The sequence below is a fragment of the Arthrobacter sp. Dra40 genome, from assembly GCF_059091905.1.
In genome coordinates, this window is the sequence record NZ_JBNHHB010000050.1 from 1 (window position 1) to 26,812 (window position 26,812).

The 26,812-nt window shown below is 67.4% G+C and carries 21 protein-coding genes; 6 read left to right on the plus strand and 15 right to left on the minus strand.

What is annotated here, in order from left to right; genetic code table 11:
- Both AC5RWT_RS18780 and nudC read right to left on the minus strand, forming a co-directional pair.
- Positions 1–422, minus strand: a 422-nt coding sequence (locus AC5RWT_RS18780; RefSeq protein ID WP_494081473.1) for a UvrD-helicase domain-containing protein, incomplete at its 3' end; no start/stop codon positions are given.
- Positions 419–1,366, minus strand: a complete 948-nt coding sequence (nudC, locus tag AC5RWT_RS18785; protein WP_494081474.1) for an NAD(+) diphosphatase — start codon at positions 1,364–1,366, stop codon at positions 419–421. The genes AC5RWT_RS18780 and nudC, both read right to left, overlap by 4 nt.
- A 161-nt stretch (positions 1,367–1,527) precedes the next feature.
- On the opposite strand from nudC, the gene AC5RWT_RS18790 reads away from it, so the two are divergent.
- Positions 1,528–2,919 (plus strand): macrolide 2'-phosphotransferase, encoded by a 1,392-nt coding sequence (locus tag AC5RWT_RS18790; RefSeq protein WP_494081475.1) that lies wholly within the window; start codon positions 1,528–1,530, stop codon positions 2,917–2,919.
- A 31-nt stretch (positions 2,920–2,950) separates the two neighbouring features.
- On the opposite strand, the gene AC5RWT_RS18795 is transcribed toward AC5RWT_RS18790, so the two are convergent.
- The 3 genes from AC5RWT_RS18795 to AC5RWT_RS18805 are packed head-to-tail and all read right to left on the minus strand — an operon-like array spanning position 2,951 to position 9,935.
- Positions 2,951–6,307, minus strand: a complete 3,357-nt coding sequence (locus tag AC5RWT_RS18795; protein WP_494081476.1) for an ATP-dependent helicase — start codon at positions 6,305–6,307, stop codon at positions 2,951–2,953.
- On the minus strand, positions 6,304–9,564 hold the full coding sequence (locus tag AC5RWT_RS18800) for an ATP-dependent helicase (protein ID WP_494081477.1): 3,261 nt from the start codon (positions 9,562–9,564) through the stop codon (positions 6,304–6,306). The genes AC5RWT_RS18795 and AC5RWT_RS18800 overlap by 4 nt, the downstream gene beginning before the upstream one ends.
- Positions 9,561–9,935 carry an MGMT family protein gene (locus AC5RWT_RS18805; protein ID WP_494081478.1) on the minus strand — a complete coding sequence of 125 codons (375 nt, stop codon included), beginning with the start codon at positions 9,933–9,935 and terminating at the stop codon, positions 9,561–9,563. The genes AC5RWT_RS18800 and AC5RWT_RS18805 overlap by 4 nt, the downstream gene beginning before the upstream one ends.
- Positions 9,936–10,053: 118 nt before the next feature.
- On the opposite strand from AC5RWT_RS18805, the gene AC5RWT_RS18810 reads away from it, so the two are divergent.
- The 4 genes from AC5RWT_RS18810 (at position 10,054) to AC5RWT_RS18825 (ending at position 13,659) form a co-directional block, all read left to right on the plus strand.
- Entirely contained in the window at positions 10,054–10,752 is a 699-nt protein-coding gene (locus AC5RWT_RS18810; RefSeq protein ID WP_494081479.1) for a 3'-5' exonuclease, read from the plus strand.
- Positions 10,753–10,927: 175 nt separating this feature from the next.
- Complete coding sequence (locus AC5RWT_RS18815) at positions 10,928–11,920, plus strand: methionine ABC transporter ATP-binding protein (RefSeq protein ID WP_494081480.1); 993 nt, start codon at positions 10,928–10,930, stop codon at positions 11,918–11,920.
- Entirely contained in the window at positions 11,917–12,654 is a 738-nt protein-coding gene (locus AC5RWT_RS18820) for a methionine ABC transporter permease (protein ID WP_494081481.1), read from the plus strand. The genes AC5RWT_RS18815 and AC5RWT_RS18820 overlap by 4 nt, the downstream gene beginning before the upstream one ends.
- Positions 12,655–12,819: 165 nt before the next feature.
- Positions 12,820–13,659, plus strand: a complete 840-nt coding sequence (locus AC5RWT_RS18825; RefSeq protein ID WP_494081482.1) for a MetQ/NlpA family ABC transporter substrate-binding protein — start codon at positions 12,820–12,822, stop codon at positions 13,657–13,659.
- Between the two features lie 167 nt (positions 13,660–13,826).
- Here AC5RWT_RS18825 and AC5RWT_RS18830 read toward each other — a convergent pair whose 3' ends face one another.
- The 9 genes from AC5RWT_RS18830 to hemE form a co-directional block, all read right to left on the minus strand.
- Positions 13,827–14,984, minus strand: a complete 1,158-nt coding sequence (locus tag AC5RWT_RS18830) for an AI-2E family transporter (RefSeq protein ID WP_494081483.1) — start codon at positions 14,982–14,984, stop codon at positions 13,827–13,829.
- Between the two features lie 217 nt (positions 14,985–15,201).
- Complete coding sequence (hemL, locus tag AC5RWT_RS18835) at positions 15,202–16,536, minus strand: glutamate-1-semialdehyde 2,1-aminomutase (RefSeq protein ID WP_494081484.1); 1,335 nt, start codon at positions 16,534–16,536, stop codon at positions 15,202–15,204.
- Positions 16,537–16,613: 77 nt separating this feature from the next.
- Positions 16,614–17,588, minus strand: coding sequence for a porphobilinogen synthase (gene hemB / locus AC5RWT_RS18840; RefSeq protein ID WP_494081485.1), 975 nt, complete (start codon positions 17,586–17,588; stop codon positions 16,614–16,616).
- A complete protein-coding gene (locus tag AC5RWT_RS18845; RefSeq protein ID WP_494081486.1) occupies positions 17,585–18,505 on the minus strand; it encodes a uroporphyrinogen-III synthase in 921 nt (306 codons plus the stop codon). Before AC5RWT_RS18845 ends, hemB begins: the two co-directional genes overlap by 4 nt.
- A 2-nt stretch (positions 18,506–18,507) precedes the next feature.
- Positions 18,508–19,479, minus strand: a complete 972-nt coding sequence (hemC, locus tag AC5RWT_RS18850; protein WP_494081487.1) for a hydroxymethylbilane synthase — start codon at positions 19,477–19,479, stop codon at positions 18,508–18,510.
- Positions 19,476–20,609, minus strand: coding sequence for a ferrochelatase (locus AC5RWT_RS18855; RefSeq protein WP_494081501.1), 1,134 nt, complete (start codon positions 20,607–20,609; stop codon positions 19,476–19,478). Before AC5RWT_RS18855 ends, hemC begins: the two co-directional genes overlap by 4 nt.
- Positions 20,610–20,665: 56 nt before the next feature.
- Positions 20,666–21,373, minus strand: a complete 708-nt coding sequence (gene hemQ, locus AC5RWT_RS18860) for a hydrogen peroxide-dependent heme synthase (protein WP_493966317.1) — start codon at positions 21,371–21,373, stop codon at positions 20,666–20,668.
- Between the two features lie 64 nt (positions 21,374–21,437).
- Positions 21,438–22,916, minus strand: a complete 1,479-nt coding sequence (gene hemG, locus AC5RWT_RS18865; protein ID WP_494081488.1) for a protoporphyrinogen oxidase — start codon at positions 22,914–22,916, stop codon at positions 21,438–21,440.
- A 2-nt stretch (positions 22,917–22,918) separates the two neighbouring features.
- Positions 22,919–23,980, minus strand: coding sequence for a uroporphyrinogen decarboxylase (gene hemE / locus AC5RWT_RS18870; RefSeq protein ID WP_494081489.1), 1,062 nt, complete (start codon positions 23,978–23,980; stop codon positions 22,919–22,921).
- 192 nt (positions 23,981–24,172) lie between these two features.
- Between hemE and AC5RWT_RS18875 the strand changes: the two genes are divergently transcribed.
- A complete protein-coding gene (locus AC5RWT_RS18875) occupies positions 24,173–25,501 on the plus strand; it encodes a glutamyl-tRNA reductase (RefSeq protein ID WP_494081490.1) in 1,329 nt (442 codons plus the stop codon).
- Between the two features lie 31 nt (positions 25,502–25,532).
- On the opposite strand, the gene moeB is transcribed toward AC5RWT_RS18875, so the two are convergent.
- Complete coding sequence (moeB, locus tag AC5RWT_RS18880; RefSeq protein WP_494081491.1) at positions 25,533–26,717, minus strand: molybdopterin-synthase adenylyltransferase MoeB; 1,185 nt, start codon at positions 26,715–26,717, stop codon at positions 25,533–25,535.
- Positions 26,718–26,812: the final 95 nt, after the last annotated feature.

Below are 26,812 nucleotides of genomic sequence, written 5' to 3' on the forward strand. Positions count from 1 at the left end.
GTGGTCAACCTCAGGCGCCGGGCCGCTTCGGCGATCACACTGGCCTTGTGATCCAGCAGGCCGGGCATCGGACCGCCGACGGCCTGCGGCCAGAAGAACTGCAGCTGGCGCAGCGCCGCGGCGTGGAACGTTCGTGCCTGCACCCCGCCCACACCCAGGTCCCGCAGCCGTGTCCGCATTTCTGCGGCCGCCCGGGCGGTGAACGTTACCGCCAGCACGCGCTGCGGCGTGTACACGCCGGTGTGCACGCCATAGGCAATCCGATGGGTGATCGCGCGCGTTTTGCCGGTGCCCGCCCCCGCCAGGACGCACAGCGGCCCGGCCAGGCTGGTGGCCACCTGCCGCTGTTCGTCGTCCAGCCCGGCCAGGATCTGGTCTGCGAGGCTGCTGTCCGCGCGGGGCCCGGCGGCCGTAGCGCTCATTGTCCAGCCTGCGGCAACTCGCCGCCGTACCAGTGCTCAATCATGGCCCTGGCAATGGAAATGCCGCCGGCCACCTGCACCTCGTCGGCCGCCAACGCCGCTGCCAGTTCCTTCCTGCTGAACCAGCGGGTGTCAAGGATCTCCACGCCGTCGGGCACCGACGCCGAGTCTGTTGCCACCGCCGTGAAGCCGATCATCAGCGACGCCGGGAACGGCCAGGGCTGGGACCCGAGGTATCTGGGCGAGTGCACCACGACGCCGGACTCCTCCTCGACCTCGCGTACCACTGCGGCCTCCAGCGACTCGCCCGGCTCAACGAAGCCGGCCAGGGCCGAATACCGGCTGGCCGGCCACGCGCTGTTGCGGCCGAGCAGCAGCCGGTCATCCTGGTCAATGACCGACACGATGATCGCGGGATCGGTGCGCGGGAAATGCTGGCTGTCGTCCGCGGGGCAGCGGCGCACCCAGCCGCCCTGCTCGATTTCCGTGCGGTGGCCGCACCGCGGGCAATGCGTGTGGGCCAGATGCCAGTTGGAGATTGCGGCGGCTTCGACGAACAATCCTGTGTCCTGCGCCGAGAGCTCCCCGGCCACGTCGCGCAAACCCAGCCACTCGCCGTCGTACTGTGCTGTTTCCGCGCCGTCGGCCAACACGGACAGCACGATGTCGGTTCCGACCGGCACGTCCGCCCCTTCCACCGCGCGTCCTAGGTAGACGGACAGGTCGGTCGCGGCCCGCTCGCGGCTTGGCAGCAGCACGATCTTTCCACCGCGCACCAGCGTCTTGCCGTCGGACATGAGCATCACGTAGGTGGTGTCGGCGCCCCAGATGCCGCTGACCAGACCGGGGTGGCTGCGCCGTTCGCAGCCCCGGTCCATGGTGGTGCGCGCCAGCATCAACTGGCCCAGCGGCGGGAACCCTGTGGCGGCGGTGCGAAGACTCATGCTATCTACCGTACTCACCGCGGGGCCCGGACCGTTATTCGCGCCGCCGCTGCTGTGGAATGGCCGACGGCGGCGCCCGCCGCTGCGGTCTCGCTCACCTTCCGGCGACTCGCCGCGCCGTGGCCGGGCGGCCGGTACGGGTAGCGCGTACGGTGGACTACGTGAGAAAGACACCTCTGGAGCTGGCGGCGATAGCCAGCGCGGCCGTACCGGGGTTGACGCCCACGGGCGTAGCCGGTTTGCCAGACGACGCCGCGGACTTCCAGTCCGCCGTGCTCACCGATGCGGCCGGCAAGCGATGGCGCGTGCGGTCGCCGAAACACGCCGAGGCCAGTATGCGGTTGGAGACGGAACTGCTGGTACTGCGGGCTTTCTCCCCTGCTATCCGCGCAGAGTTGCCGTTCCAGGTCCCCACCGTCGCCGGAACTGTCCAGCAGTCCGAGCTGCGCACCTTCGTCTACAACCACGTACCGGGCAGCACCCTGGCGCTCGAAGCACTCGTCGCCGCCGGAGCTTCCGTCCCGGTATCCATCGGCCGGGCCACGGCGGGCATCCACGACCTTCCCCAGGACATGGTCGATGCCGCCGACCTGCCCAGCTACACCGCCGACCAGTTCCGCCAGCGCAAGCTCAACGAACTGGATCAGGCGGCCACAACAGGCAAGATTCCGCCGGCACTGCTGCGCCGGTGGGAGCATGCCCTGGAAGACGTTGCCCTGTGGAAGTTCAACCCGTGCGTGGTGCACGGTGACCTGCACGAAGACAACCTGCTGGTCCATGACGGCAGCGTCAGCTCCGTCACCGGCTGGACCGATCTTCGCATCGGAGACCCCGCCGACGACTTTGCGTGGCTGGTGGCCGTGCACGAACAGTCGTTTGCCGACGTGGTGCTGGAGTCCTACCGGAAATACCGCACCGAACAGGTGGATCCACACCTGATGCGCCGGGCAGCGCTGTCGGCTGAATTCGCCCTCGCCCAGTGGCTGGTCCGTGGACTGGCAGCAGGCGACCAGACAATGGTTGACGAAGCAGTGGAGATGCTGACCGAGCTTGAAACCGACGTGGCGCAACACGGCGGCCAGCCGATCAGTGTCACCGCTCCCCCGCCGCCAGCTGTTCCTCCCGTGGTTCCCGCCGCCGCGCCTCCAGCTCCCGCCAAGGCACCAACCGGAGGCTCCGGTGGACCCGGCCGTCCCACAGCTGTTCCTGCCAATACCACGGCGGCGGCGGCCCATGACACCACAGACGTGGCCGCCGAGACCGGCCCGGACGGTCCGGGCGAAAAGGTGCCGCATTCCGACGGCGCGGACACCCCCCGCATACATCTGTCCAGCGGTTCCAGGGATGCGAAGGTCACGCTGCTCCCTGTTGAGGATCCGCCGGGCGATGCCGTCTCACCGACCGGCCCCGCCAATACCCGGCGCGCCGCCCCTGGACAGGCCGGCGGCACCGAGGACACAGCGTCCCCAGGTTCAGGCGCGACTCCGTCCGACCAGGCCGCAGCTTCGTCCGTCGATACCACAGCGCTGCCAGTGATCAACCGGAAGCCCTGACCGCCGCCCGCTGTATCACCCGTGCCAGGCCCTATGACGCGTAGGCCCGCAACACCGCTGCTTCCAGTTCCTCCTCGCCGGCCAGGTCGTGCGGGCGCACCAGCTTGTCCTGGGCAACGTAGTAGAAAGCAGCCTTGACCTCGTCCACGCCGATGCCGTTCAGCCGGGCCCACGCGAGCCGGTACACGGCCAACTGCACCGATTTGACGGCCAATTGCCTGCCCGTGGGCGCCGTGCCGGTCTTCCAGTCGATCAAGTCCCATCTGCCGTCGGCGTCGCGGAAGGCGGCGTCGATGCGTCCGCGCACCACCACGTCGCCGACCCGCGTCTCAACGGGCACTTCAAGGGCGGCCGGGATCCGGTTGGACCATTCGGAGGCCTTGAACGTCCTGATCAGATTCTCCAGGTCGTAGGCTTCGTCAATGTAGGAGTCGGCCGAGCCGGGGTAGTCCTCGAGATCGAACATGCCCGTGGTACCGAAGTATTCTTCGATCCAGCCATGGAAGGCGGTGCCTTTCCGGGCGGCCATTCCGGGTTTCCGCGGCACCGGACGCCGCAGGCGCCGGGTCACCTCAGCCGGGTCGTCAGCCAGGTCCACCAGCAGCGAAGCGGAGATATGCGCCGGCAGCTCTACGGCTGCCGCCGTGGGAGCAGCATTGTGCCGCTCCAAGAGCAGCCTGGCTTCGTGAGCCCACCCGGAGTCAGGGGCCGGTTGCCGCTCCTGCGCCACGGATGTGAGCACTGCCTGGGCTGCCTGTTCCAGAGCCGCTCGGCGTCCCGGACGTTGTCGCTGCGGGACGCCGCTGCGGTACACCTGCGGTCCTTCCAATGGGTCGTAGGGCCACAGCGCGGTTTCCACTTCAGCGCGGAACGGATTCTCCGGCCCAAGTTGCTCGTCCGCCACCCACTGCCTCACACGCACAGCTGTCGGTTCGCTCTGTGACAGCTCGTGCAGTTCGGCCAGGAAGACCGACACCGCCGTGGGCTTCACCTTGCTGCCGGTCCAGCCGGCCGAACTGCACACCAGCAGGTGCTTGGCCCGGGTATACGCGACGTAGGCCAACCGGCGCTCTTCGTCTTCGCCGTGGGCCTGGACCTCCGATTTGTAGTCCGCTTCCGCGTTGAACCAGGACAGCTGGTCCGGCTGGTCGGTATCCCATTGCGGCAGGTCCGACCGGTCTCCCCGCAGCGGCCACGGCAGGGCCGCATGGCCGCTGCTCCACCGGTTGTCCGAGGAAGAAGGGAAGGCGCCGTCACTGAGTCCCGGGACGAAGACGGCATCCCATTCCAACCCCTTGGACGCGTGGACCGTCAACAACTGCACGGCGTCATGGCGGACGTCCACCTGCGCCATGTCCAGGCCTCCTTCCTCGGCGGCGGCAGCTTCCAGCCACGCCAGGAAGGCCAGCAGGTCCACGCGCTGTGATGTCTGCATGAACGCGGCCGCGGCGTCGTGGAATGCGTCGAGATTGCGCCGCGCCTGATGGATGCTCTGGCCGGGTTTGGAGGCGACCTCAATGTCCAGCAGCATGGTCCGCTCCACTTCGCCCAGCAACAGCGTCAAGTCATCGCCGACGAAACTGTGCAGGTAGCGGATCTCATCCGCCAATCGCGCCAGCCGGTCCAGCGCCACCGGCGTCAATGATCGGCCGTAGCGGGAGGTCCAGCCCGGCCTGGGCAGCCGGTCCAGCGCCTCGATGAGGGACGCCGCCTCCGCCAGGTCCTGTTCGACGACGGTGCCCCCCGCAACTTCATTGCCGTCCAGGTCTGGTGCCTCCCCCGCCCCGGCGGCCTTGCGACGCCGGCTCTCCAGGAAACGGGACCAGTCGGCCAACGCCATCAGATCCGCTGCCCCCAGCCGCCAGCGGGCCCCGGCCAGCAACCGCATCAGCGCATCAGAGCGTCCCGGATCAGCCAACACGCGCAGGGTCGCGACGAGGTCCACGATCTCCGGCTGCGCCAGGAGTCCCGCGAGCCCGACGATCTCGTAGGGGATGCCTCTTTCTTCCAGTGCTTTGGCGATGCCGGGGATCTGGGCCCGCCGCCGGCACAGCACTGCGGCACTGACGGGTTCTGCACGGCCCGTTTCAGGGTCACGGGCGTACACTGTCATCCTTGCCCGTTCGATCGCGTCGGCCAGCGCGAGGGTTTCCTCCGCCTCCGTCGCGTATCGTCCCAGTACCACTGTTCCTTCGGTAGCTCCCGGCCGCGGGCGCAGCGGCGGGACGCCGATCCTGCCCGGGCGCGGACGGTTGGGGTCTTCCCGGTTCAGCGGGGCGGAGATCCGGTTGGCCATCCGCAGGATGTTTTCACTGTTCCGCCACGCCACCGTGAGGAAGCCGGCCGGGGCGGGCCGGCGGCCGCTGCCGTCCACCAGCGGGAAATGCTCCGGGAACGCGAAGAGCTGTCCGGCGGAGGCACCGCGGAATCCATAGATGGATTGGTTCGGGTCGCCCACGGCGGTCACTGCGTGGCCGTCCCCGAACAGTTCGGAGAACAGCACCATTTGGGCGTGGGAGGTGTCCTGAAATTCGTCGAGCAACACCACTTTGTACCGGCTGCGTTCCAGCTGGCGGGCCTGCGGCACTTCACGGGCGATGCGGGCCGCCAGCGAGACGAGATCGCCATAGTCGAGCACGCCGCGTTCCCGCTTGGCCCGGCTGTAATCGGCGGCCAGCCCGGCCACTGTGATCCGCGTCCGCAGGCGATCCAGCAACTTCCGCACGTCCTGTTTAGCCGGCTTGGTGCTGCCGTCGATATAGGGTAGTTCGGCAATTCGCTCCACCTCTGCCGCCAGATAGTCGGCGGCATGGCCGGGAGTGACGAGGTGCTCCGAGCATTCCCCGGCGAATTGCATCACGGCGCTGACCAGGGTCGATTTACTGGCCAGGAGGTGTTCGATGGGGCCGTCATAGGCTTCCACGCAGTGGCTGGCCAGCTGCCAGGACTGGGCGGTTCCCAGCAGCACCACGTCCCGTTCGATGCCCAGTCGCAGGCCGTAGTCGCTGACGAGTCCATTGGCGTACGAGTGGTAGGTGGACACCTTGGGCTCCACCAGTCCGCCGGCTTGGTCCGCATCCTGCGGCAACAGGCCCTTGCGGTCCAACTTGGCCAGCTGGGCACGGATCCGGGCGGCCAGCTCGCCGGCAGCCTTGCGGGTGAACGTGACACCGAGGATTTCGTCCGGCCGCACGAGGCCGTTTGCCACGAGCCAGACAACGCGGTCGGCCATGGTCGCCGTTTTGCCGGAGCCAGCGCCGGCGATGACCAGCATGGGCTGCATCGGGGAACTGATGATGGCCGATTGTTCCACGGTGGGAAGGTGCTGGCCCAGCAGACCGGCCAGCTCTTCCGGACTGTAGGTTGTGGTAACCGATCCGATGCTCATTCGGTGACCTGCCTTCCTTCTGCGCAGAGGGGACAAAGTTCCGGCACACGGCAGCCGTGGCCGCCGTTGCGGGCACGCTGCGGATCGTGCCGGGCCTCGAATTCAGAAGCCGCCATGAGGGCCGCCGCCGCATGGATCATCGGAGTAGCCCAGTCCTCGCCGTCGGCCAGGCTCTCCTGCTGCTGGACTTTGACCGACTTGAGATCCTGTCCCAGTTGGACCAGGGACGCGCCACCGGCCGCACTTCCGTGCCCGGGAAATCCTCCGGCTTGGATGGCCGCCTGGTAACTGCCCAACTGCGGGTGCCGCTCCAGATCATCTTTGGTTGGGGCAGTTCGGCCCGTTTTCAGGTCAACAATGTGCAGCCGCCCGTTGGCATCCAGTTCCAACCTGTCCACCTGCCCGCGAAGCCTGGCGGCACGTTCGGGTCCCTGCAGGTCCACCGAGAAGTCCTGCTCCACTCCGGCCAGGCTTCGGCCCTCCAGACGCATCTGGATGACGTACTGGGCCAGTCTCCGGACCATTCCTTCCGCACGGTTGAAGTCCAACCGGCCTTCCCAGTTCTCCTTCATCCCCAACTGCGGCCAGCGCCGGACAAGTTCCGCCACGTACTCGTTTCCTGTCGCCTCAGGAAAGTCCTGCGCAATGCCGTGGACCAACGTGCCCAGGCTGCGGGCAAAATCGGTGGCAGCCTCGCCCCCGGCGGCCTGGATAAACCAGTCCAGCGGGGACTTCTGCACAGCTTCCACTTTCGAAGGAGATACCGGGACAGGCTCTCCATCCGGCACGACCGGAGCCGTACTGCTCAGCGGCAGCAGCCCCCACCAGTCGCGGGGATGCGCACCGGGTACCGGCACGGGACTGGCCGCCAGCATCGCCAGGACGGCAGCAGCATCAGCGGCCTGTTCCGGATGGTCGGCTGCCTGCTGTGCGGCCTGCCGCAGTTCTCCGGCCAAAGCGCGTACGGTCCGCGGGCGGAGGACCTCCGTGGCCGGGCGGGGCGTTTCCGGGTCCAGCCAAGGGTCCACTAAATCCAGGAACTGGGACGGCTGGGCGTCGTCCGACTGCACCGCTGTGCAGACCAGCCGGCGTTCGGCGCGGGAAATTGCGGTGGAAAAGCTCCGGAGTTCGTCGTACCGGATTTCCCGCAGCCTGGTTCCGGCATCGATCCGCCGAGCTTCCTCGGCACCGCGCTCCAAGACATCAACAAACTCCGTGCTGCCCAATAGTTCTCCCCGCAGCCTGGTGTTAGGCCATATTCCCTCCTGCACACCAGCCACAATGACCAGCGGCCAACCCCGTCCAGCCGCCGAGGCAGGCGTCAGCAGTTCCACAGCTTCGCGCACCTGCGCACGTGGTGCCAGGTTGTCCATTGGCAGTTCCTGGTTCAACAGGTAATCCAAAAACTGCCGCGGACTGGAGCCAGGGAGCTGGTCGACATACCGCTCGGCAGTCTGAAACAGCGCCATCATGGCGTCGAGGTCGCGGTCTGCCCTGACTCCGGCCGGTCCGCCTTGCAACGCTTGCGCCGCCCATCGATCCGAGAGTCCGGTCGCGGACCACAGCGCCCAAAGCACCGTCTCGGCGTTGGCCCCCGGCTCTGCCGCTGCCTCCCGGCCGGCTGCGAGCATCCGGGCTATCCTCCTGGCCGGTCCTCCTTCCCTTCCCAGCGTGCCGAGGAAGGCGGGGTCACCCAGCGCTTCCACCAGCAGGGAATCGCTGGACCGGCCGCCGCCGCCGAGCAGTTCTTCACGCCGCAGTGCCTGGCGCAGGCGCCGCAGGTCGATCGCCGTCGCGCCACCGACCCTGGAGGTCAGCAGCGCCACCGCACCGTCGGCCGTCAGCAGTTCCGGGTCCAAGGCCAGAGCCAGCGCGTCCAAAAGCGGCCGGACGGCGGCCTCGTCACGAACCGCAGTCTCGGCCACCGGTACCTTGACCGCAATATCCTGACCGCTGAGGTAGCGCGCCAGGGCCGAGAGCTGCCCTCCGGTCCGGACGATGACAGCCATCTCACTGAGCCGGTATCCCTCAAACAATCGGGCTTCGAGGATCCGCTGGGCCACATAGCGGTGTTCGTGAACGGAGGAAGCGACAACGTGGGAACTGGCGGCGGGTACCTCACCGCTGCCCACGGAACCGTTCGCAGGCTCGGCCGCAGCCCCTGCTTCCCCTTCCGCCCCTGGATGGACGAGGTCACGGGCGCGGTGCGCCCCGGCCACCTGGGAAATCCTGGCCGCAGCCGATTGCCATGCGGTTGCGATCGCGGGTGTCATCCGGTGCGAAGTAGTCAGGACCAGCGTTTGCAAGGGTTTGCCCGGGGTGCCAATGAGTTCCGGCAGCTTGCCGATCACGTCCGGACGGGCGCCACGGAACCCCTGAACAACCGTGTCCGGCGATGCAGCGAGCACCGCGTCCTGCCCCTCCACCAACAAGGCCAGAAGTTCGAAGACGGCCGGATTCGCTTCCTGGAGCTCGTCCGCCAAAATCAGCTGGAGGCGGCCGCGCTCCCGCTCCAGCAAATCAGGATGCTCCAGCAACACTTGGCGCGCCGACGTGATGATCCCGGCCGGATCGAAGGCCTCCGGCATCCGCAGATCGATCAGGTCCCGGTATTCGCGGTAGAGCCGCGCCGCCGCAATCCAGTCCGGGCGGCCGCATTCGCCCCCCAGCTGCTCCAGCTGTTCTGCGGTACTGCCGTATTCGGTCAGCCGGTCGAAGAGCTGGCGGATCTCCTGCCGGAAGCCGCGGGTCGCCAGAGCCTGCTGCAGGTCCTCCGGCCAGCCGACACCGTGGCCAAAACCCGCACGATGGCCGGCCAGCAGTTCGGCAATAATCTGGTCCTGCTCGGGTCCGGACAACAAACGGGGCGCCCGCTCCACAAGCGGCAGCAGTCCTTCCACCCGTGCCCGGCGGATGAGATCGAAGGCATACGCCGACCAGGTCCTGGCGGGAGATGTGCCCAGGCTGCGGTTGAGCCGCGCCGTCAGAGCGTCGCGCAGCCGGGCGGCCGACAACCGGTTTGGAGCCAGGAAGAGAAGGTTTTCCGGGTCCAGCCCGGTTTCTTCCACCCGACGAACGGCGTGCTCCACCAAAGCCGTCGATTTGCCCGTGCCGGGGCCGCCGAGAACCAGCACCGGACCGCAGCCGGCGGGCAGGCCGATAACCTGCGCCTGGTCCTGGCTTGGAAGCGGAGCGCCGGAGGATTTGGCTTCCGGCCGCACCAGTTTCAGCCCGGGGGTCGGCTTGGTCTCGATCATGGGCCCATCCCATCAGTCGCTTCGGACACTTTGCGCCGGAGCTCCTCAATCGCCGCCAATTCTCCAGGCTGCGGCATCCAGCGGGCCTGGCTCATGCGCACCTTTTCGGGCCCGGCAGCCGGCAGCACCAGCGGCGTTCCCTCTTGGCGGTAATGCGGAAGAGCCCGTGCCATCAGCTCATTCGGCAGCGAACCATCGGCACGAATGACGCGCCACCAAGGAGCCGCGGCCCCATGCAGGGACATAATCCTGCCCACCAGACGGGGGCCGCCTGCCTCAAGCAGCTCGGCGACGTCGCCGTATGAGAGCACCCGGCCGCGCGGAACGATCGCTGCGAGGTCGAGGACCGCCTCGACTACCCGTTCACGCATTACACCAGTGTAATTCGCCCGCCGGGTCCGGCCCTGCACAGGGCGGAGATTCCCCGTAATTCCTCCCGCACCGCAGCACCTCCCGGAATCGTCGGACCCGGCCGATAGCGTTACCGGCATGAGCAGCTGGCATCACCGCCCCAGGGCGGCATTCGACCTGGAGACCACGGGCCGCGACCCGCACACCGCAAGAATCGTGACGGCATCGATTGTCTTGGTCGACGAATCCGGACGGCCCGTGCAGGAACGGGAGTGGCTGGTGGATCCCGGAGTCGACATCCCTGCCGAGGCCGCAGCCATCCACGGCGTCAGCACCGAGCGGGCCCGCAGTGAAGGCCTCGACGCGGCCATCGCCGCCGCAGGTATCGCCGAGGCTCTGACAGGTTGCTTCGACGCCGGAATACCCGTCATGGCCTACAACGCCGCCTACGATTTCACCGTCCTGGCGCGGGAGTGTTCGAGGTACGGCCTCCAGCCGCCGACGCCGGCCCCGGTGATTGACCCCTACATCCTCGACAAGCAGATGGACCGCTATCGCCGGGGGAAGCGCACGCTAGTGGCACTGTGCGAACTCTACGGTGTCAGCCTTGAGGCGGCGCACACGTCAGCCGCCGATGCCCTGGCAACCATCGGAGTTGCGGACGCGCTGGCCGGTCGCTACGAACAATTGTGCATCGGCGCAGCTGAGTTGCACGCCCTGCAGATCGGCTGGTGCCAGCAGCAGTCCGCCAACTTCGAGGCCTGGCTGCGTCGCACTGATCCGGCAGCTGCCGTGGACGGCGCCTGGCCCGTTCGCCTGGCCCCGGCGACGGTCTGACCCTCCCGGTTCCTCCAGTGCCGGTCGGGTCACTCACGTCCGGCTGTCAACTTCGGGTAGCAGTATGACGCAATCATCCGTCGAATTCTGGCACGTTGTCCCGGCTGTCATAATTAATGGTTGATGGCAGCACGTGCTATGGCGGCTGCCGCTGCACTTCAATCCCCGAGGTTTCATGATCACCGTTACCGACCTGCGCAAGGTCTACCGCCAAGGCGGCCGCGAGGTGGTGGCCCTGGACGGCGTGAGTCTTTCCGTCCCCAAGGGCACAGTCCACGGCATCGTCGGCCATTCGGGCGCCGGCAAGTCCACCCTGGTGCGATGCCTGACCCTTTTGGACAGCCCGACGTCGGGATCGGTCTCGATCAATGGAGCTGAACTCAGTGCCGCCCGGGACGCTGATCTGCGGTCTGCCCGTCGCCGCATCGGGATGATTTTCCAGCACGCCAACCTGATGGACTCGCGCACGGCCGCGCAGAATGTCTCACATCCCTTGGAGATCGTCAGGACTCCCAAAGCCTCGATCCGCTCGAAAGTATCGGAACTGCTCAAGCTCGTCGGCCTGGAGGGGTTTGAGAACGCCTACCCGTCCCAGCTTTCCGGTGGCCAGCGCCAGCGGGTCGGCATCGCCCGCGCCTTGGCCTCGGATCCGGACGTCCTCCTATGTGACGAACCAACGTCGGCGCTGGACCCAAAGACCACCGATGAAATCCTGACTCTGATCCGCGACCTGACCGAACGGCTTCAGCTGACCGTGCTGGTGATCACGCACGAGATGCAGGTCATCAAACGCATTTGCGATTCGGTGTCGCTGCTGGAGGCCGGCCGGATTGTCGAACACGGCCCGCTGCGCGACGTCGCTGCCGATCTTGGCGGTCGACTCTCGAGCACGTTGCTGCCGCTGCCATCCGCCGAACCGACGAACGGCGGCACCATGCTGGAAATCCTCTATTCAGGGGAACGTGCTTCGGAACCGGTGCTGACCGGCGCTGCCCGCGCCTTCGGCCTGGACCTGAACGTGCTTGCCGGCAGCGTCGAGTCGCTGGCCGGCACCCAGTTCGGCCATCTGCGCATCCAGGTTCCTGCCGGCGCGGACACCGTCGCCCTCACCGAGCACTTGGTCGGCCAGGGCGTAGCGGTGCGCGTCGTCCAGGAGGATGCTGCATGAACTTTTTTGATCAACTGACGACCAACCCGGGCATCACCAAGGCCCTGCCGGAAGCCATTGGTGAGACTCTGTTGATGGTCGGGGTGTCGGGCGCCTTCACCCTGCTGATCGGTCTGCCGCTGGGCATCTTCCTGTACACCAGCGCCCCGGGCGGACTGCGGCCCATGCCGATGACCAACCGGATCGTGTCCGACATCATCGTGAACATCACCCGGTCCATCCCGTTCGCCATCCTGATGATCTCGCTGATCCCGCTGGCACGGGTCATCACGGGAACGTCGATCGGCGCCTTGGCGGCTTGTGTCTCGCTGACTATCGGTACCGTGCCGTTCTTCGCCCGATTGGTGGAGACCGCGCTGCGGGACGTTAGCTCCGGCAAAATCGATGCCGCCCTGGTCATGGGTTCCACCCGCCTGCAGATCGTGGGCAAGGTCCTGGTTCCCGAAGCGCTGCCCGGGTTGGTCGCTGCGTTGACGACGACCTTGGTAACCTTGGTGGGTTACTCCGCCATGGCCGGCCTCACCGGCGGCGGCGGTCTTGGCCAACTGGCTTACAACTATGGCTTCCAGCGCTTCGATACCACCGTCATGCTGGTCACCATCGTGATCATGGTGGTCCTCGTCCAGCTGATCCAGTGGATTGGCGATGCCATGGCGCGGCGTGTGGACCACCGCAGCGCGGCCACTGCGGATAAGCCCAGGCGCCGGCGCCATGAGCCGGAAACCGCTGTTTGACGCACGGTCTCCACAACTGTGCCGGGACGCTGCCGTCCCGCTCCCCCAAATGCTTCCCGCCTGCCTTTGCGGCAGCGGAAGAATGCAGCCAGTAGCCGCTAGCTGCCCCACATCCGGGATGCGCCCTCCGCGGCCTGCCCGGTCATTCGAAAGGAACGCACGCAGATGCGTAAATCACTAACGCTCATTGGTACCGGCCTGGCTGCGGCCTTGGCGCTGACGGCTTGCGGTGGATCCGAATCCACCCCCAGCGCCGAGACCACGCTGGATCCGGCCAATCCCGTCACTGTCACCGTCGGTGCCACTCCTGTTCCGCAGGGCCGGATTCTGGAGTTCGTGGATGAGAACCTGGCCAAGGAAGCCGGGATTGATCTGGAGATCAAGGAATTCACCGACTACCAGACCCCGAACATCGCCCTGAGCGATGGCTCCCTGGATGCCAACTATTTCCAGCATCTGGCCTTCTTTGAGCAGCAGGTTGCTGACAAGGGCTATGACTTCGAACATGGCGAAGGCATCCACATTGAGCCCTACGCCGGATTCTCCTCAAAGCACAAGAGCGCCGACGAGATCACGGAGGGCGCGACCATCGCTGTCACCAACGATCCGGGAAATCAGCCGCGGGCGCTCAAGATGCTCGAGACCGCGGGACTCTTGAAGGACATAAAGGATGATTCGGCCGCTCTGACGCTGACCGACGAGCAGAACCCCAAGGGGTTGAAATTCGAGGAGAACCAGCCTGAAATCCTGGTCCAGTTGATCGACGACCCCAAGATTGACCTGGCGATCATCAACGGCAACTTCATCCTGGATGCCGGGCTGAACACGGATGATGCCGTGGTCGTCGAATCCTCCAAGAACAACCCGCATGCCAACTTCCTGGTCTGGAACGCCGGTGACGAGAATCCTGCCGTCGCCAAGCTCGAAGAACTGCTGCACACCCCCGAAGTCAAGAAGTTCATCGAGGAAACCTGGCCCAACGGCGACGTCTTCCCCGCTTTCTAGCCCACCGGTTCAGCCCAGCGCAGAGTTCCAAGCGCATCAGCTGACGACTCAGAAGGTCCCTGGAAGCTTCCGCTTCCAGGGACCTTCTTGTGCCCGGTGCTCTTGTACTCGGTGCGTTTGTGCCTGGCTCGCTGCCCGATCAGGGGCGCGGCTGGCCCGCTGCCCGATCAGGGGCGCGGCTGGATTGGGGCAGGTTCCTCGGTGGAGGTCCTCCCCGACATTACCTGGACGACCACCCAAGCCACCGCCGTGACGGGAACGGCCAGTACGGCGCCAATGATGCCCCCCAGGATGGTTCCTGCGGTCAGAGCCAGCAGGATTACCAGCGAGTGCAGGTCCACCGAGCGGCCCATCACCACCGGCTGCAGGAAATTGCCTTCCAGCTGCTGCACAAGGATCACGACGGCGACCACCACGAGCGCAGCGACCGGCCCGTTGGCTACCAGCGCTACCAGGGTCGCCACCACGCCGGCGACGGTTGCGCCGACAATCGGGATGAATCCGCCAATGAAAATCAGCACCGAAAGCGGCAGCGCCAGCGGTACCTGCAGGATGAACAGTGCCAAGCCGATGAAGAAAGCGTCGACGGCGGCAACGGTGGCTGTTCCCCGCACGTAGCTGCCCAGCACGTCCATGGCACCCGACCCCGCCAGTTCGAGCTTGGGGCGCCGTGCGGCCGGAAACCAGCTCAACAGGAAACGCCAGATCCGTGGACCGTCCTTGAGGAAGAAGAACAGGATGACGGCCATCAGGACGGCCCCGGTGACCACTTCGGCGGCCGTGGACAGTCCGCTGAGCGCACTGCGTCCAACCGTGGCGCTGGTCAGGAAGTCAACAACGCCGGCCAGCGCCTCATCGATCTGCTGCTGGCTGACGGGGAGCGGGAAATTGGCCAGGAACTCCTGCAGCTGCAGCCAGCCCTCGCTGGCGGAGCGGACCAGTTCATCCGCTTCGCTGCGCACTGCGAAGACGATCCCGGTGATCGCTCCGCCCAGCACCACGAGGATTCCCAGGAACGCCGTCGCTGTCGCAAGTGCCGCGGACCAGCCCCAACCGCGCAGCAGCCTCACAACCGGGTTCACCGCCGCAGCCAGGATCAGGGCGATCAATACAGGGATGACCAGCAGCCGCAGCTGCAACAGCCCGAAGATCACCACCGCAGTCAGCAGCAACGCCAGCAACAGCTGCGCCGAACGGGTGGCGGTGCGTCCCAGCCCGTCGGACCACATCGACTGCTGCACCGCCCGCGCCGGGGCTGGGTCTGGCTGGTGTGCCTCGGCGTCGGACGTTTCCGGTATCTGGCGGCGCTTGGCCAACAGGCCCATCTACACTCTCCTGGTTCCCGCGGCAGCCCCTGGTGGTACCGCCGTCTGCATCAGTCTGCCATGCCACCGGCTCACCCGCTCGGCCGCAGGCTGCGTCCGCACCCCTGCATTCGGGCCTGCGGCCGTGCGGTGCCGGGGATATGGGGGGGCGAGCCACCGGGAATCCGGACGGACGGCTGGCTGCAGTCGAACCCCGGACGGGCAGGCGGCCCGTGGCTCAGGCGGGAGGCGTGGCCGCCGCGGCTGCGCGCGAGGCCGCCGGCAGCGCGTCGAAGATTTTCTCCATCGAGGCGTCGTCGTGCGCCGCGGAGAGGAACCAGGCTTCGAAGACCGACGGCGGCAGGTAGACCCCGGCGTCGAGCATGGCGTGGAAGAACGGAGCGTAGCGGAAGGCTTCCTGGCCCTGGGCGTCGGCATAGTCATGGACGCCGTGGGCCGAGGTGCCGAAGGCCACGCTGAACAGGTTCCCCGCGGTCTGGATGCTGTGGTCCACGCCGGCATTGGTGAGGGCGGCCGTCAGCGCGGCCTGCAGTTCGAGCGAGCGGGCATCGATCGCCGCGTACACTTCCGGCGTAGCGGCGGTCAGCGTGGCTACCCCGGCCGCCATGGCGATCGGGTTGCCGGAGAGGGTGCCGGCCTGGTAGACGGGACCGGACGGCGCCAGGTAGTCCATCACATCCGCCCGGCCGCCCAGGGCCGCCACGGGCATGCCGCCGCCGATGACCTTGCCGAACGTCAGCAGGTCGGGAACGAACGGATTGGCAGTCCCCTCGGCTCCTCCGGTCAGGCCCCAGTAACCGGCATAGCCGGTCCGGAAACCGGTGAGCACCTCGTCCAGGATCAGCAGCGCCCCGTGTTCGCGGGTGATCCGCGACAAGGCTGCGTTGAATCCGTCGGCGGGTGTGACCACGCCCATGTTCGCCGGGGCCGCTTCGGTGATGACGGCGGCAATCTGGCTGCCGCGGGCGGCAAAGACCTCTTCAACGGCGGCAAGGTCGTTGTACGGCAGCACCAAAGTCTCTGCGGCCGTCGCCTCGGTGACGCCGGCAGAGCCCGGCAGCGCCAGGGTGGCCACACCCGAGCCGGCAGCAGCCAGCAGGCCGTCCAGATGGCCGTGGTAACAGCCGGCGAATTTCACGATCAGGTTGCGTCCTGTGTAGCCGCGCGCCAGCCGCACTGCGGTCATCGTAGCTTCCGTGCCGGTGGAGACCATGCGCAGGCGCTCGACGGCAGAGACCCTGCCGACAACAAGGGCAGCCAGTTCGGACTCAGCGGGCGTGGAAGCACCGAAGGACAGCCCGCGGTCCACGGCTGAATGGACGGCCTCGAGCACGGCCGGATGGGCGTGGCCGAGCAAGGCCGGGCCCCAGGAGCACACCAGATCGACGTATTCACGACCGTCGGCGTCCGTGAGGCAGGCACCCTTGGCGTTGACTATCATGCGCGGGGTTCCACCAACGGACCCGAAGGCCCGGACGGGCGAGTTCACACCGCCGGGCATCAGCCGGCGGGCACGTTCGAAGAGTTCCTCGGAGCGAATGGCTTCAGTCATGGTCTTGGTCCTTTCGGGACAGCATCAGTGGGCTGCACCCAGGGGTGTGTTGCGCCGCGGACGGCGGGGTGGAACGGCTACTTCAGCCAGCGGGCAATTTCCGGGGCCCAGTAGGTCAGCACCATGTCCGCGCCGGCGCGGCGGATGCCGAGGACCGATTCCAGGATCGCTGCCTTTCGGTCGATCCAGCCGTTGGCAGCGGCCGCCTCGATCATCGCGTACTCGCCGGAAATTTGGTACGCAGCGACCGGCACCGGGGACATTTCGGCCACGTCGGACAGAATGTCCAGGTAGCTCATGGCCGGTTTGACCATGACCATGTCGGCACCCTCTGCGAGGTCCAGCTCCACTTCGCGGATGGCTTCGCGCCGGTTGGCGGCGTCCATCTGGTAGGTCCGGCGGTCCCCGGTCAGCTGGGAATCCACCGCCTCCCTGAAGGGGCCGTAGAAGGCCGAGGCGTATTTGGCGGCATAGGCCAGAATGGTCGTGTTCTGGTAGCCGGCCTCGTCCAGTGCCTGACGGATGACGGCAACCTGGCCGTCCATCATGCCGGAAGGGCCGAGCACGTCCGCCCCGGCCGCTGCCTGGGTTACTGCCATCTCGGCATAGACCGCCAGCGTGGCGTCGTTGTCTACGGTGCCGTCGGCGGCCAGGACCCCGCAGTGGCCGTGGTCGGTGAATTCGTCCAGGCAAACGTCGCTCATGACCACCAGATCGGGCCCGACCTCGGCCTTCACATCGGCAATGGCGCGGTTCAGGACACCGTCGGGGTCCACGCCGGCGCTGCCGGTGGCATCGCGCACCAGAGGCACACCGAAGAGCATGATGCCGCCGAGGCCCAGCTCGACGGCCTCGGCGGCCGCCCGCTTGAGCGTCTCGGTGGTGTGCTGGACAACGCCCGGCATCGACTGCAGCGGCACCGGCTCGGTGATGCCCTCGCGAATGAAGGCAGGCAGGATCAACTGGTTCGGGTGGGTCCGGACCTCCGCGGTCATTCGGCGCATCGCTTCGGTGGCGCGCAGGCGTCGGGGCCGGTCGTAGGGGAAGCTCATGGCGTTCCTTCCGGTTCGGTGGGATGGTTTTCAAGCGACCGCGCCAGGGCGTCGGCGATGCCCTGCGGGGTCGGTTCGGCCGCAGTGGCGGCGACGTCCATCCCCAGTTCGGCGGCCTGTCGTGCCGAGCTTGCGCCGATGGCGATCAGCCGCAGCCCGGCCGGCCGCGGGTCAAGGAGGCCTGCCAGCCTCCGGGTGACGCTGGGCGAGGTCAGGACGACGGCGTCGATGGTGCCGTTGTCGAGCCGGCTGCGGAAGTCTGCGGCCGTCATGAGTTCCAGGTCCCCGGACTGCCCGCGGGGCGCGATCTCAAGCTCCGCTGTAAGGCGCAGCTCCGGACGGGCCGGATAGTCCACCGTGCGGTACGCGGTCACCGGCAACACCTTCCAGCCCTTCGCCATCAAGCCTTCAAACACTGTGGGCGCAGCGATGTCGGCCTGCGGCAACAAAACCATCAGTGGTTCCGCCGGGCTGGTGGTGGATTCGGGCGGCAGCGGCCAGGCGTCCACCAAACCGACGGCATCCATGCTCCCGGGGGGCACCAGATCAACCGTGAGACCCTCGGCCTCCAGCGCCCTGGCGCTGGGACTTCCGACGGCGGCGATTTTCGTGCCCCTCGCCAGCGCAGCGAGGCTGGTTCCGCGGGCCTGGGCGCGGGCCTTCAGCGCACGCACGGTGGTGATACTGGTGATGACCAGCCAGACCACCTTGTTCTGTCCCAGCAGGGTCAGTGCCTGGTCCAGTTCTTCCGGATTGTCGGTGGACTCGAAGTCGATCAGGGGCAGGACGCTGGCCGAGGCGCCGCGGCGGGTCAGTTCCGCCGCCATGCCGGCTGCCCGGTCCGGGGTGCGCGGCAGCACCACTTGGAGCCCCTGCAGTTGGTTCTCCGGCGCACCGCGCTGGCGCAGCAACGCCATGGTCAGTGGCCAGCCTGGCTCATCAAATCGCCGGCGCCCTTTTCGAGCAGCTCCTCAGCCAGCCGGGCACCCAGCGCCACCGCATCTTCAGTACCGGTCACGGGCACCTGCTGCTCTCCGTGCAGCAGCCGGCTGCCGTCGGGACTGCAGACCACCGCCCGCAACACGAGTGCCCCTTCGGTGACCAAAGCCAGCGCTCCGACGGGCGCGCTGCAGCCGGCTTCCAACCGCGCCAGCAGCGAACGTTCAGCTGTCACCGCCAGGCGGCTGTCCGCGTGGTCGTAGTCGGCCAGGGCGCCTGCCAGCGGCGTGCCGGCCGCAGCATCGGCCACCCGGCATTCAACAGCGAGCGCACCCTGGCCCGGAGCGGGCAGCATGACCGACGGATCCAGGAGCTCGGTCACGTGTTCGGTGCGGCCAAGCCGTGCCAGTCCGGCTGCAGCGAGCACGACCGCGTCAAGATCGGCGTGCTTGCCTTCAATCCTCTCGCCACCGGTCAGCCCTTTCACCCGTCCCAGCCGGGTATCCACGTTGCCGCGGATATCCACAACATCGAGGTCGGGGCGGGCAGCACGCAGCTGGGCAGCTCGGCGCGGCGAACCTGTGCCGACCTTGGCGCCCTCCGGCAGCTCGGCGAGAGTCAGCCCGTCACGAGCGCACAGCGCGTCCCGAACATCCACACGCACGGGAATTGCGGCGATCTGCAGTCCTTCCGCCACGCCCGTGGGCAGGTCCTTGAGCGAATGCACCGCCACATCACAGCGGTCATCCAGCAGGGCCTCGCGCAGGGCGGCCGTGAACACGCCGGTTCCACCAATCTGGGCCAGCGGCCCCTTCAGCACGTCCCCTTCGGTCTTGATCCGGACGAGTTCATATTCCAACGCTCCGCCGGCGGAGAGCGCTTCGGCGACCGTGGTGGTCTGTGTAACGGCCAGGGCGCTGGCGCGGGTGCCGACGCGGACTGTGACTGTCATGACTGCGGGACTCCTACGGTCGAATCCATTCCGGCCACCGTCGGCTTCTCACCGCGCCGGTTGGCACAGCATCCGGGCATGCAGACATCCATCCACGGGCCCAGACCGGTCAGGGCCGGGCGCTGGTCCTGGTGCTGTTCGACGGTGCGTTCACAGACCAGGTCCACCAAGCCCTCAACAAACTTGGGGTGCACGCCGGGCGTGGGAACACGGGCGGCGGCCAGTCCGAGGTTGCGGCAGGTCTCCAAGGCTTCAGTGTCCAGGTCCCACATCACTTCCATGTGGTCGCTGACAAAGCCCAGCGGCACGATGACCACGCCCTTGACTCCCTGGGCAGCCAGCTCTTCGAGCGCATCGTTAATGTCCGGCTCCAGCCACGGCACGTGCGGCGCGCCGGAACGGGACTGGTACACCAGGGACCAATCGACGCCGGCGGCGCCGGGCACCCGTTCCAGGACCGCCCGGGCGGTGGCCAGGTGCTGCGCCACATAGGCGCTGCCGCCCTCGTATTCCACGCCGCGCGGGCCCGCGTTTTCGGCGTCGCCGAGGGGAATCGAGTGGGTGGCGAACAGCACGTGGAGCGGTGCGTCCGCGGCGCCTTGCGCCGCCAGATCCGCACGCACCCGGTTCAGGCCTTCGGTGAGGCCCTCGGCGAAGGGTTCCACGAATCCAGGATGGTCGAAATACTGGCGGACCTTGTCCACTTCGAGCTTTCCGGCCAGCCCTGTCTCCACCAGGGCCATGCCGAAGTCCTCGCGGTACTGGCGGCAACTGGAGTAGCCGGAGTATGCACTGGTGGTCACTGCCAGGACACGGCGGTGGCCGGCGTCGTACGCTTCTTTGAAAACGTCGGTGATGTAGGGATCCCAGTTCCGGTTGCCCCAGAGCACCGGCAGGTCGAGGCCACGGCGGGCGAGCTCGGCCTCGAGCGCGGCCTTCAGCTCCCGGTTCTGCGCGTTAATCGGGCTGATGCCGCCATTGGCCCGGTAGTGAGTGGCCACTTCCTCCAGCCGCTCATCAGGGATCCCGCGGCCGCTGGTGACGTTGCGCAGGAACGGGATGACATCGTCCTGGCCCTCGGGGCCGCCAAAGGAGGCCAGCAACAGGGCGTCGTAGTTCTTCGGCTGCATGGTCCCGTCGGCGGCGACGCCGGCCCGCGGGTCGAAGGACCGTTCGGCAGACTCGTTCACCGCAGCACCTCCGCGATTTCGGCGGTGCTGACGCGCTTGCCCGTGTAGAACGGAATCTCCTCGCGCACATGGTTGCGGGCGTCGGTGTAGCGCAGGTGGCGCATCAGGTCCACCAGGTCAATCAGTTCGGGCGCTTCCAGGGCAAGAATCCACTCCCAGTCCCCCAGCGCGAACGAGGCCACCGTGTTGGAGAGGACCTGCGGGAAGTCGCGGCCCAGCAAGCCGTGGTCGCGCAGCATCTTGCCGCGCTCTTCGGCGGGCAGCAAGTACCACTCGTAGGAGCGCACGAAGGGGTAGACGCACAGCCAGGCTTCCGGCTCCTTGCCCAGGGAGAAGGCCGGCGCGTGGTTTTTGCTGAACTCGGCGTCGCGGTGCACGCCCATGGCGGACCACACGATTTCGGTGGAGGCGAACAATCCGGTGCGGCGGATGGCGCGCACGGCGGCCTGGAGTTCGTCCGGCTGCGGTCCGTGCAGCCAGATCATCACGTCGGCATCCTCGCGCATGGCAGAAACGTCGTAGGCGCCGCGGAAGGTGACGCTACGCCCCGCCAGTTCGGCAACCGTCTCATCGAATGCCGCAGCGGCGGACGGATCCACCGTGGCGCCGGTGCGCTTGAAGACCGTCCAGAGGGTGTAAAACAGTTCCTCGTCGGTGCCTCCGGCGGCCGGGGTTGCTGACTCTGACTTTACCGATTCGCTCATGCCTACCAGTCTGCCTTCTGCCTTGTGATTAATCGAAAACTATCCTTCTACACATTGTAGAAGATCAGGACTCCGCGGGCTGCAGTCGACTGGAGAGATCCCGGGCACGCCGCCTGGCGTCCCCGACCACGGCTACCAACCCTGTGCCGGCCAGCCAGGCACCGGTGACGTCCAGGCCTGTGTGCGGGACCAGTTCACGGCGCACGGCTGCCACCCGCTCGCGGTGTCCGACGGTGGCTGACGGAAGCGCTCCGATCCAGCGGACAACCTCGGACCCCACCACGTCGTCGTCGCCGACCCCCACGCCCATGAGGTAGCTGGCATCGGCCAGTGCCTGGCGGTACAACCCCTCGTCCGTCCATGCGGTGAAGTCCTCGGCCTCCCGCTGTCCCACCGCCCGCCCGTAGGACAGCCGCAGCACGTGGCTTCCCGGCCCGGCGTCATCGGCCAGCCACGGCCATTTGGCGGTGGCATGGGTGAGGGCTTTCGCCTTGACCTGCCGTACCGAGGGTGCCACCAGCAGGCCCGTCCCGCGCGGCATGGCGTCCAGGTCCGGCAGGTCCACCACCAGCGTCACCAGTGCCACCGAGGGGCCCGCTGCCGGCTCCAGCCCGGCCAGCCCGGGCACAGCACCGGTTAGCAGGCGGACGGCGGCAGGCCCATCGGCCGCCATCATCACGGCGTCGGCCGGGAAGGCGCCGGATGCAGACTCGACCAGCCATCCGCCGTCGCGCTGGTGGACGGCCGTTACTTCTGCCCCGGTAAGCAGTGTGGCGTGCCGGGCTTTCAGGTCGGCCACGAGGGCTTCGGTCAACCGCCCCATGCCGCCTGCGATGCCGGCAACGTTGGATCCGGCCGGAGCGGCTTTGCGGATGGCGCCGACGGCGGCCGTCAGGGACCCGTGGGCCGCGACGGAAGCACGCAGACCCGGCATGACCGAATCCACGTCCAGCACGTCCGGATCTGCGGAATAGACGCCGCCCACCACCGGCGCCACCAGCTTTTGGAGCACCGTCTCCCCCATCCGGGTGCGCACCAGCTCGCCAAGGCTGAGCTCGTCGCGGCGCAGCAGCGAGCCCAGTGGCATGACCTTGTCGCCAGAGGCGCGCAAGGCCGCCCGGCGGCCAATGGCACGCACCACGTCCGGATCGGAGGTGTCGGCAGGAATGCCCAGCACCCCCGTTTTGGGCAGCCGTTGGGCACCGTCGGGCAGCTGAATCCAGGCACCGGCCGGGTTCGGCTGCACGATGTCGGCGCCAAGACCCAGTTCCCCGGCCAGGTCGGAGACGACGCTGGAGCGCGTGGCGAACGACTCGGCACCGGCGTCGAGCGTCAGCCCTCCCACCTCATGCCGCGTCACGCAGCCCCCGAACCGCGGACCAGCCTCGAGGACGGTGACGTCAACACCGGCCAGGGCCAGCTCACGAGCGGAGACCAAGCCGGCGATTCCGCCGCCAATGACGACGGCGGCGCCTGCCTTGGGCTTCCGCCCGCCCTGCCGTTCGGGGCGGCGGGGTACGTGCTGTGGGGCCCGGTGCGGCATGGCTACGGCGCCACCGAGTGGATCAGCTCGACCACGCGGGTCAGCACCTGAGGGTCCGTTTCCGGCGGCACACCGTGGCCGAGGTTGACCACGTGGCCGGGAGCGGCGCTGCCGGCGGCCAGCACGTCGCGCACATGCGCCTCAAGCACATCCCACGGGGCAGAGAGCAGCGCCGGGTCGATGTTGCCCTGCAGCGGCGTGCTTCCGCCCAGCCGGCGGTTGGCCTCGTCCAGCGGCAGCCGGTAGTCGACGCCGACAACATCCGCGCCGACATCGCGCATGGCCACCAGCAACTCGGAGGTGCCGGTGCCGAAGTGGACCAGCGGCGCGCCCAGGTCCCGAACGTGGTCCAGTGCCCGCGAGGACGTGGGTGCCACGCGCCTCTGGTAGTCAGCCAGGGACAGTGAACCGGCCCAGGAATCGAACAACTGGCCCGCACTGGCGCCGGCCTCCAACTGGGCGCGCAGGAACTTGCCGGAAGCATCCGCGGCCCAGTTCGCCAGGGCATTCCAGGTCTGGGGATCCGAATGCATCATGGTCCGCGGTCCCAGGTGGTCCCGGGACGGCCGGCCCTCCACCATGTAGGCAGCGAGCGTGAACGGTGCTCCGGCGAAGCCGATCAGCGGTTTGGTGCCAAGTTCATCCACCGTCAGCCGGACGGCCTCGCGGATCGGTTCCAGCGCCTCGTCGGTGAGTTCCGGCAAGGCCGCGACGTCGGCGGCGGTACGCACCGGGGCTCCCAGGACCGGGCCCACGCCGGGAACGATGTCCACATCCACCCCCGCCAGCTTCAACGGGATAACGATGTCGGAGAAGAAGATTCCGGCATCAACATCATGGCGCCGCACCGGCTGCAGGGTGATCTCGGCCGCCAGTTCCGGCTTCAGGCAGGCATCCAGCATCGCAATGCCCTGCCGCGCCTCCCGATATTCGGGCAGCGATCGTCCGGCCTGCCGCATGAACCAGACAGGACGGCGGCCCGGCTTTCCTCCGCGGTAGGCGGTAATCAGGTCCGAGTCGGCGGTACGCCCATCCAGCAAGGGATGGGAAGCATTCAGTGTCATGACATAGATTCTTGTCCAGCGGCCGCACTTCTGGCCAACCCGCCGCTGCCGTCCGGCGCGCGGGGACGCCAGCCCCGCCGGCCGAAGTGGTGAATATCACCGCCTCCGCAGGGGTCCGCAGCAGGTTAACAGATGGTTAATGGGCCAAGCTTGGACAAGCCGAAGCTTCGTTCCCGCTAAGATAGAGGCGCTGTGGTCTTACTTTCGCTCGTTGCAACCCATTCCAAGGTCGATCTGGAAACCGTCGCCCGGCTGAGCGCCGGCACGTCCCGGATCGATACAGGCGTGCTCGCAGACGGCTCCCCGGTCTCCGGCGCAGTGGTCTTGGCTACCTGCAACCGAGTGGAAGTTTACTGCGAGACCGAGAGCGAATCCGACGTGGAATCCGCCCGCGCAGCCGTAATCGAACACATCAGCCGCAGCTCGGGGCTGGACGCAGCGTTGGTCGCCCGCTCCTTCGACGTGAACACGGGCGAGGACGTTGCCAGGCACTTGTTCGCGGTCGGCGCCGGCCTGGATTCGGCAGTCGTCGGCGAACGCGAAGTCGCAGGCCAGGTGCGCCGGGCGCTGATCGAGGCACAGGAGAAGGGCACCGCCAGCGGCGGTCTGGTCCGGCTGTTCCAGACCGCTTCGCGCACCGCCAAGGACGTCGGCACGCAAACCGCCCTCGGTGGACGCGGGCTGTCCATCGTATCGGTGGCACTCGATCTGGCCACCGACCTGGCCTCCGACAAAGACTGGTCGGGCAAGCACGTTGTTCTCTTCGGGACCGGCGCCTACGCCGGGGCCACCATGGCACTGCTGCGCGAACGCGGCTGCACTCAGGTCAGCGTCTACTCCGCCTCGGGACGTGCCGCAGCCTTCACCGGGACCCGCGGCGGCACCCCCTTGACCCACGCTGGACTGGGGGCGGCGATCGCTGCTGCGGACGTGGTCATCGGGTGCAGCGGCGGCGACAACCAGGTCAGCGCGGAACGCGTCGCCCAGGTACGCACCGGCGTCGGGAAGCCGCTGACCATCATCGATCTTGCGCTCACCCACGACTTCGACCCTGCCGTGGGGGAACTTGAGGGCGTGGAACTGATCACCCTGGAATCCGTGCGCATGGCCGCGCCCGGCGAACAAGCCGAATCGGTCCAGCAAGCTGCCGAAATCGTTGCCAACGCAGCGCGCAGCTTCGAGGCCAGCCGGCAGGCCCGCCGGGTGGACTCGGCCATCGTGGCACTGCGCCAGCACACCATGCAGGTGCTGGAGAGCGAACTCGAGAAGGTGCGTTCCCAGCACGGCTGCACAGGCCCTGCCCAGGAAGTCGAATTCGCCATGCGCCGCATGGTCCGGCAACTGCTCCACCTGCCGACCGTGCGGGCCCGTGAGCTGGCCGCCAACGGCGAGCAGGACCGCTACATCGCCGCCTTGGAAGCGCTCTACGGCATTACGCTGGAGGAACCCGAGGCGCCCCAGGCCGCGGATCCGGCATCCTGCCCGGTGATCGCGCCGAACGAGGACGCCGCCACCGCCTGAGAGACCGCCGCGGCGCTGGGCGGGCTACCCCTCAGTACACCGGCTTGGCAGGCTCCACATCCTCGACCCAGGCCAGGACGCCGCCGTCGAGGTGGGATACCCGCGTATAGCCCTGCTCCAGCAACCTCTGCACCACTTCTGCGGAACGAACCCCCGACTTGCAGTGAAACACCAGGTCCTGGTCCCGCGGCAGCCTGTCGAGAGCTTCGCCGGAGAGAATCCGTCCTTTCGGAACCAGAACGGCGCCCGGGATGCTCACTACCTCGTACTCACCGGGTTCACGGACATCGATCAGCTGGAAATCGCGCGCACCGGCCTCACGGTCGGCCAGCATCCGGGACAGGGTGCGGGCGTCCACGGTGCGGTTTCCCTCCACCTTCGGCACGGGTGCCACGCCGCAGAACGCCTCGTAATCGACCAGCCGGGTGATCGGCCCGGCATCGGGATCCTTACGCACTTTCAGCTCCCGCCAGCTCATCTGCAGGGCGTTGAACACCAGCACCCGGCCCAGCAGCGTCTGCCCGATACCGGTGATCAGCTTAATCGCTTCATTGACCATCACCGAGCCGATCTGGGCGCACAGCACGCCGAGCACGCCGCCCTCCGCGCACGACGGCACGGATCCCGGCGGCGGCGCCTCCGGGTAGAGGTCGCGGTAGTTGGGTCCGTGAGCGTCCCAGAAGACACTGACCTGCCCATCGAACCTCAGGATGGATCCCCACACGTAAGGTTTGCCCAGCAGTGCGGCGGCATCGTTGACCAAATACCGGGTAGCGAAATTGTCGGTGCCGTCCAGAATGACGTCGTAGCCGGCGAAGATCTCCAGCACGTTGCTGTTGTCCAGCCGGACCTCATGCAGCACCACGTCCGTGCCGGGATTCAGCGCCAGGATGCTGTCCCGCGCCGAAGCCGCCTTGCTGCGCCCCACGTCCGCCACGCCGTGAATGACCTGGCGTTGCAGGTTGCTGGCTTCCACCCGGTCGTCGTCCACGACCCCGATGCGGCCCACCCCGGCCGCGGCCAGATACAGCATGGCCGGGGAGCCCAGACCGCCGGCTCCGATGACCAGCACCCTGGCGTTCTTCAGTCTCAACTGTCCGGTCATGCCGACTTCCGGAATGATCAAGTGCCGCGAGTACCGTTCGGTCTCATCCTTGCTGAGGGCGGCAGCCGGTTCCACCAGCGGCGGCAGCTGCCAGGTCTCCTGGGAGGTCATTGTTCCAATCTACGCCGCCGGCCGGTTACTGGTGCGTAAACTGGTCGGGACTGACCCTTACTGCACCGTGGCGCCGCGGTTTCCCGACCGGGCGC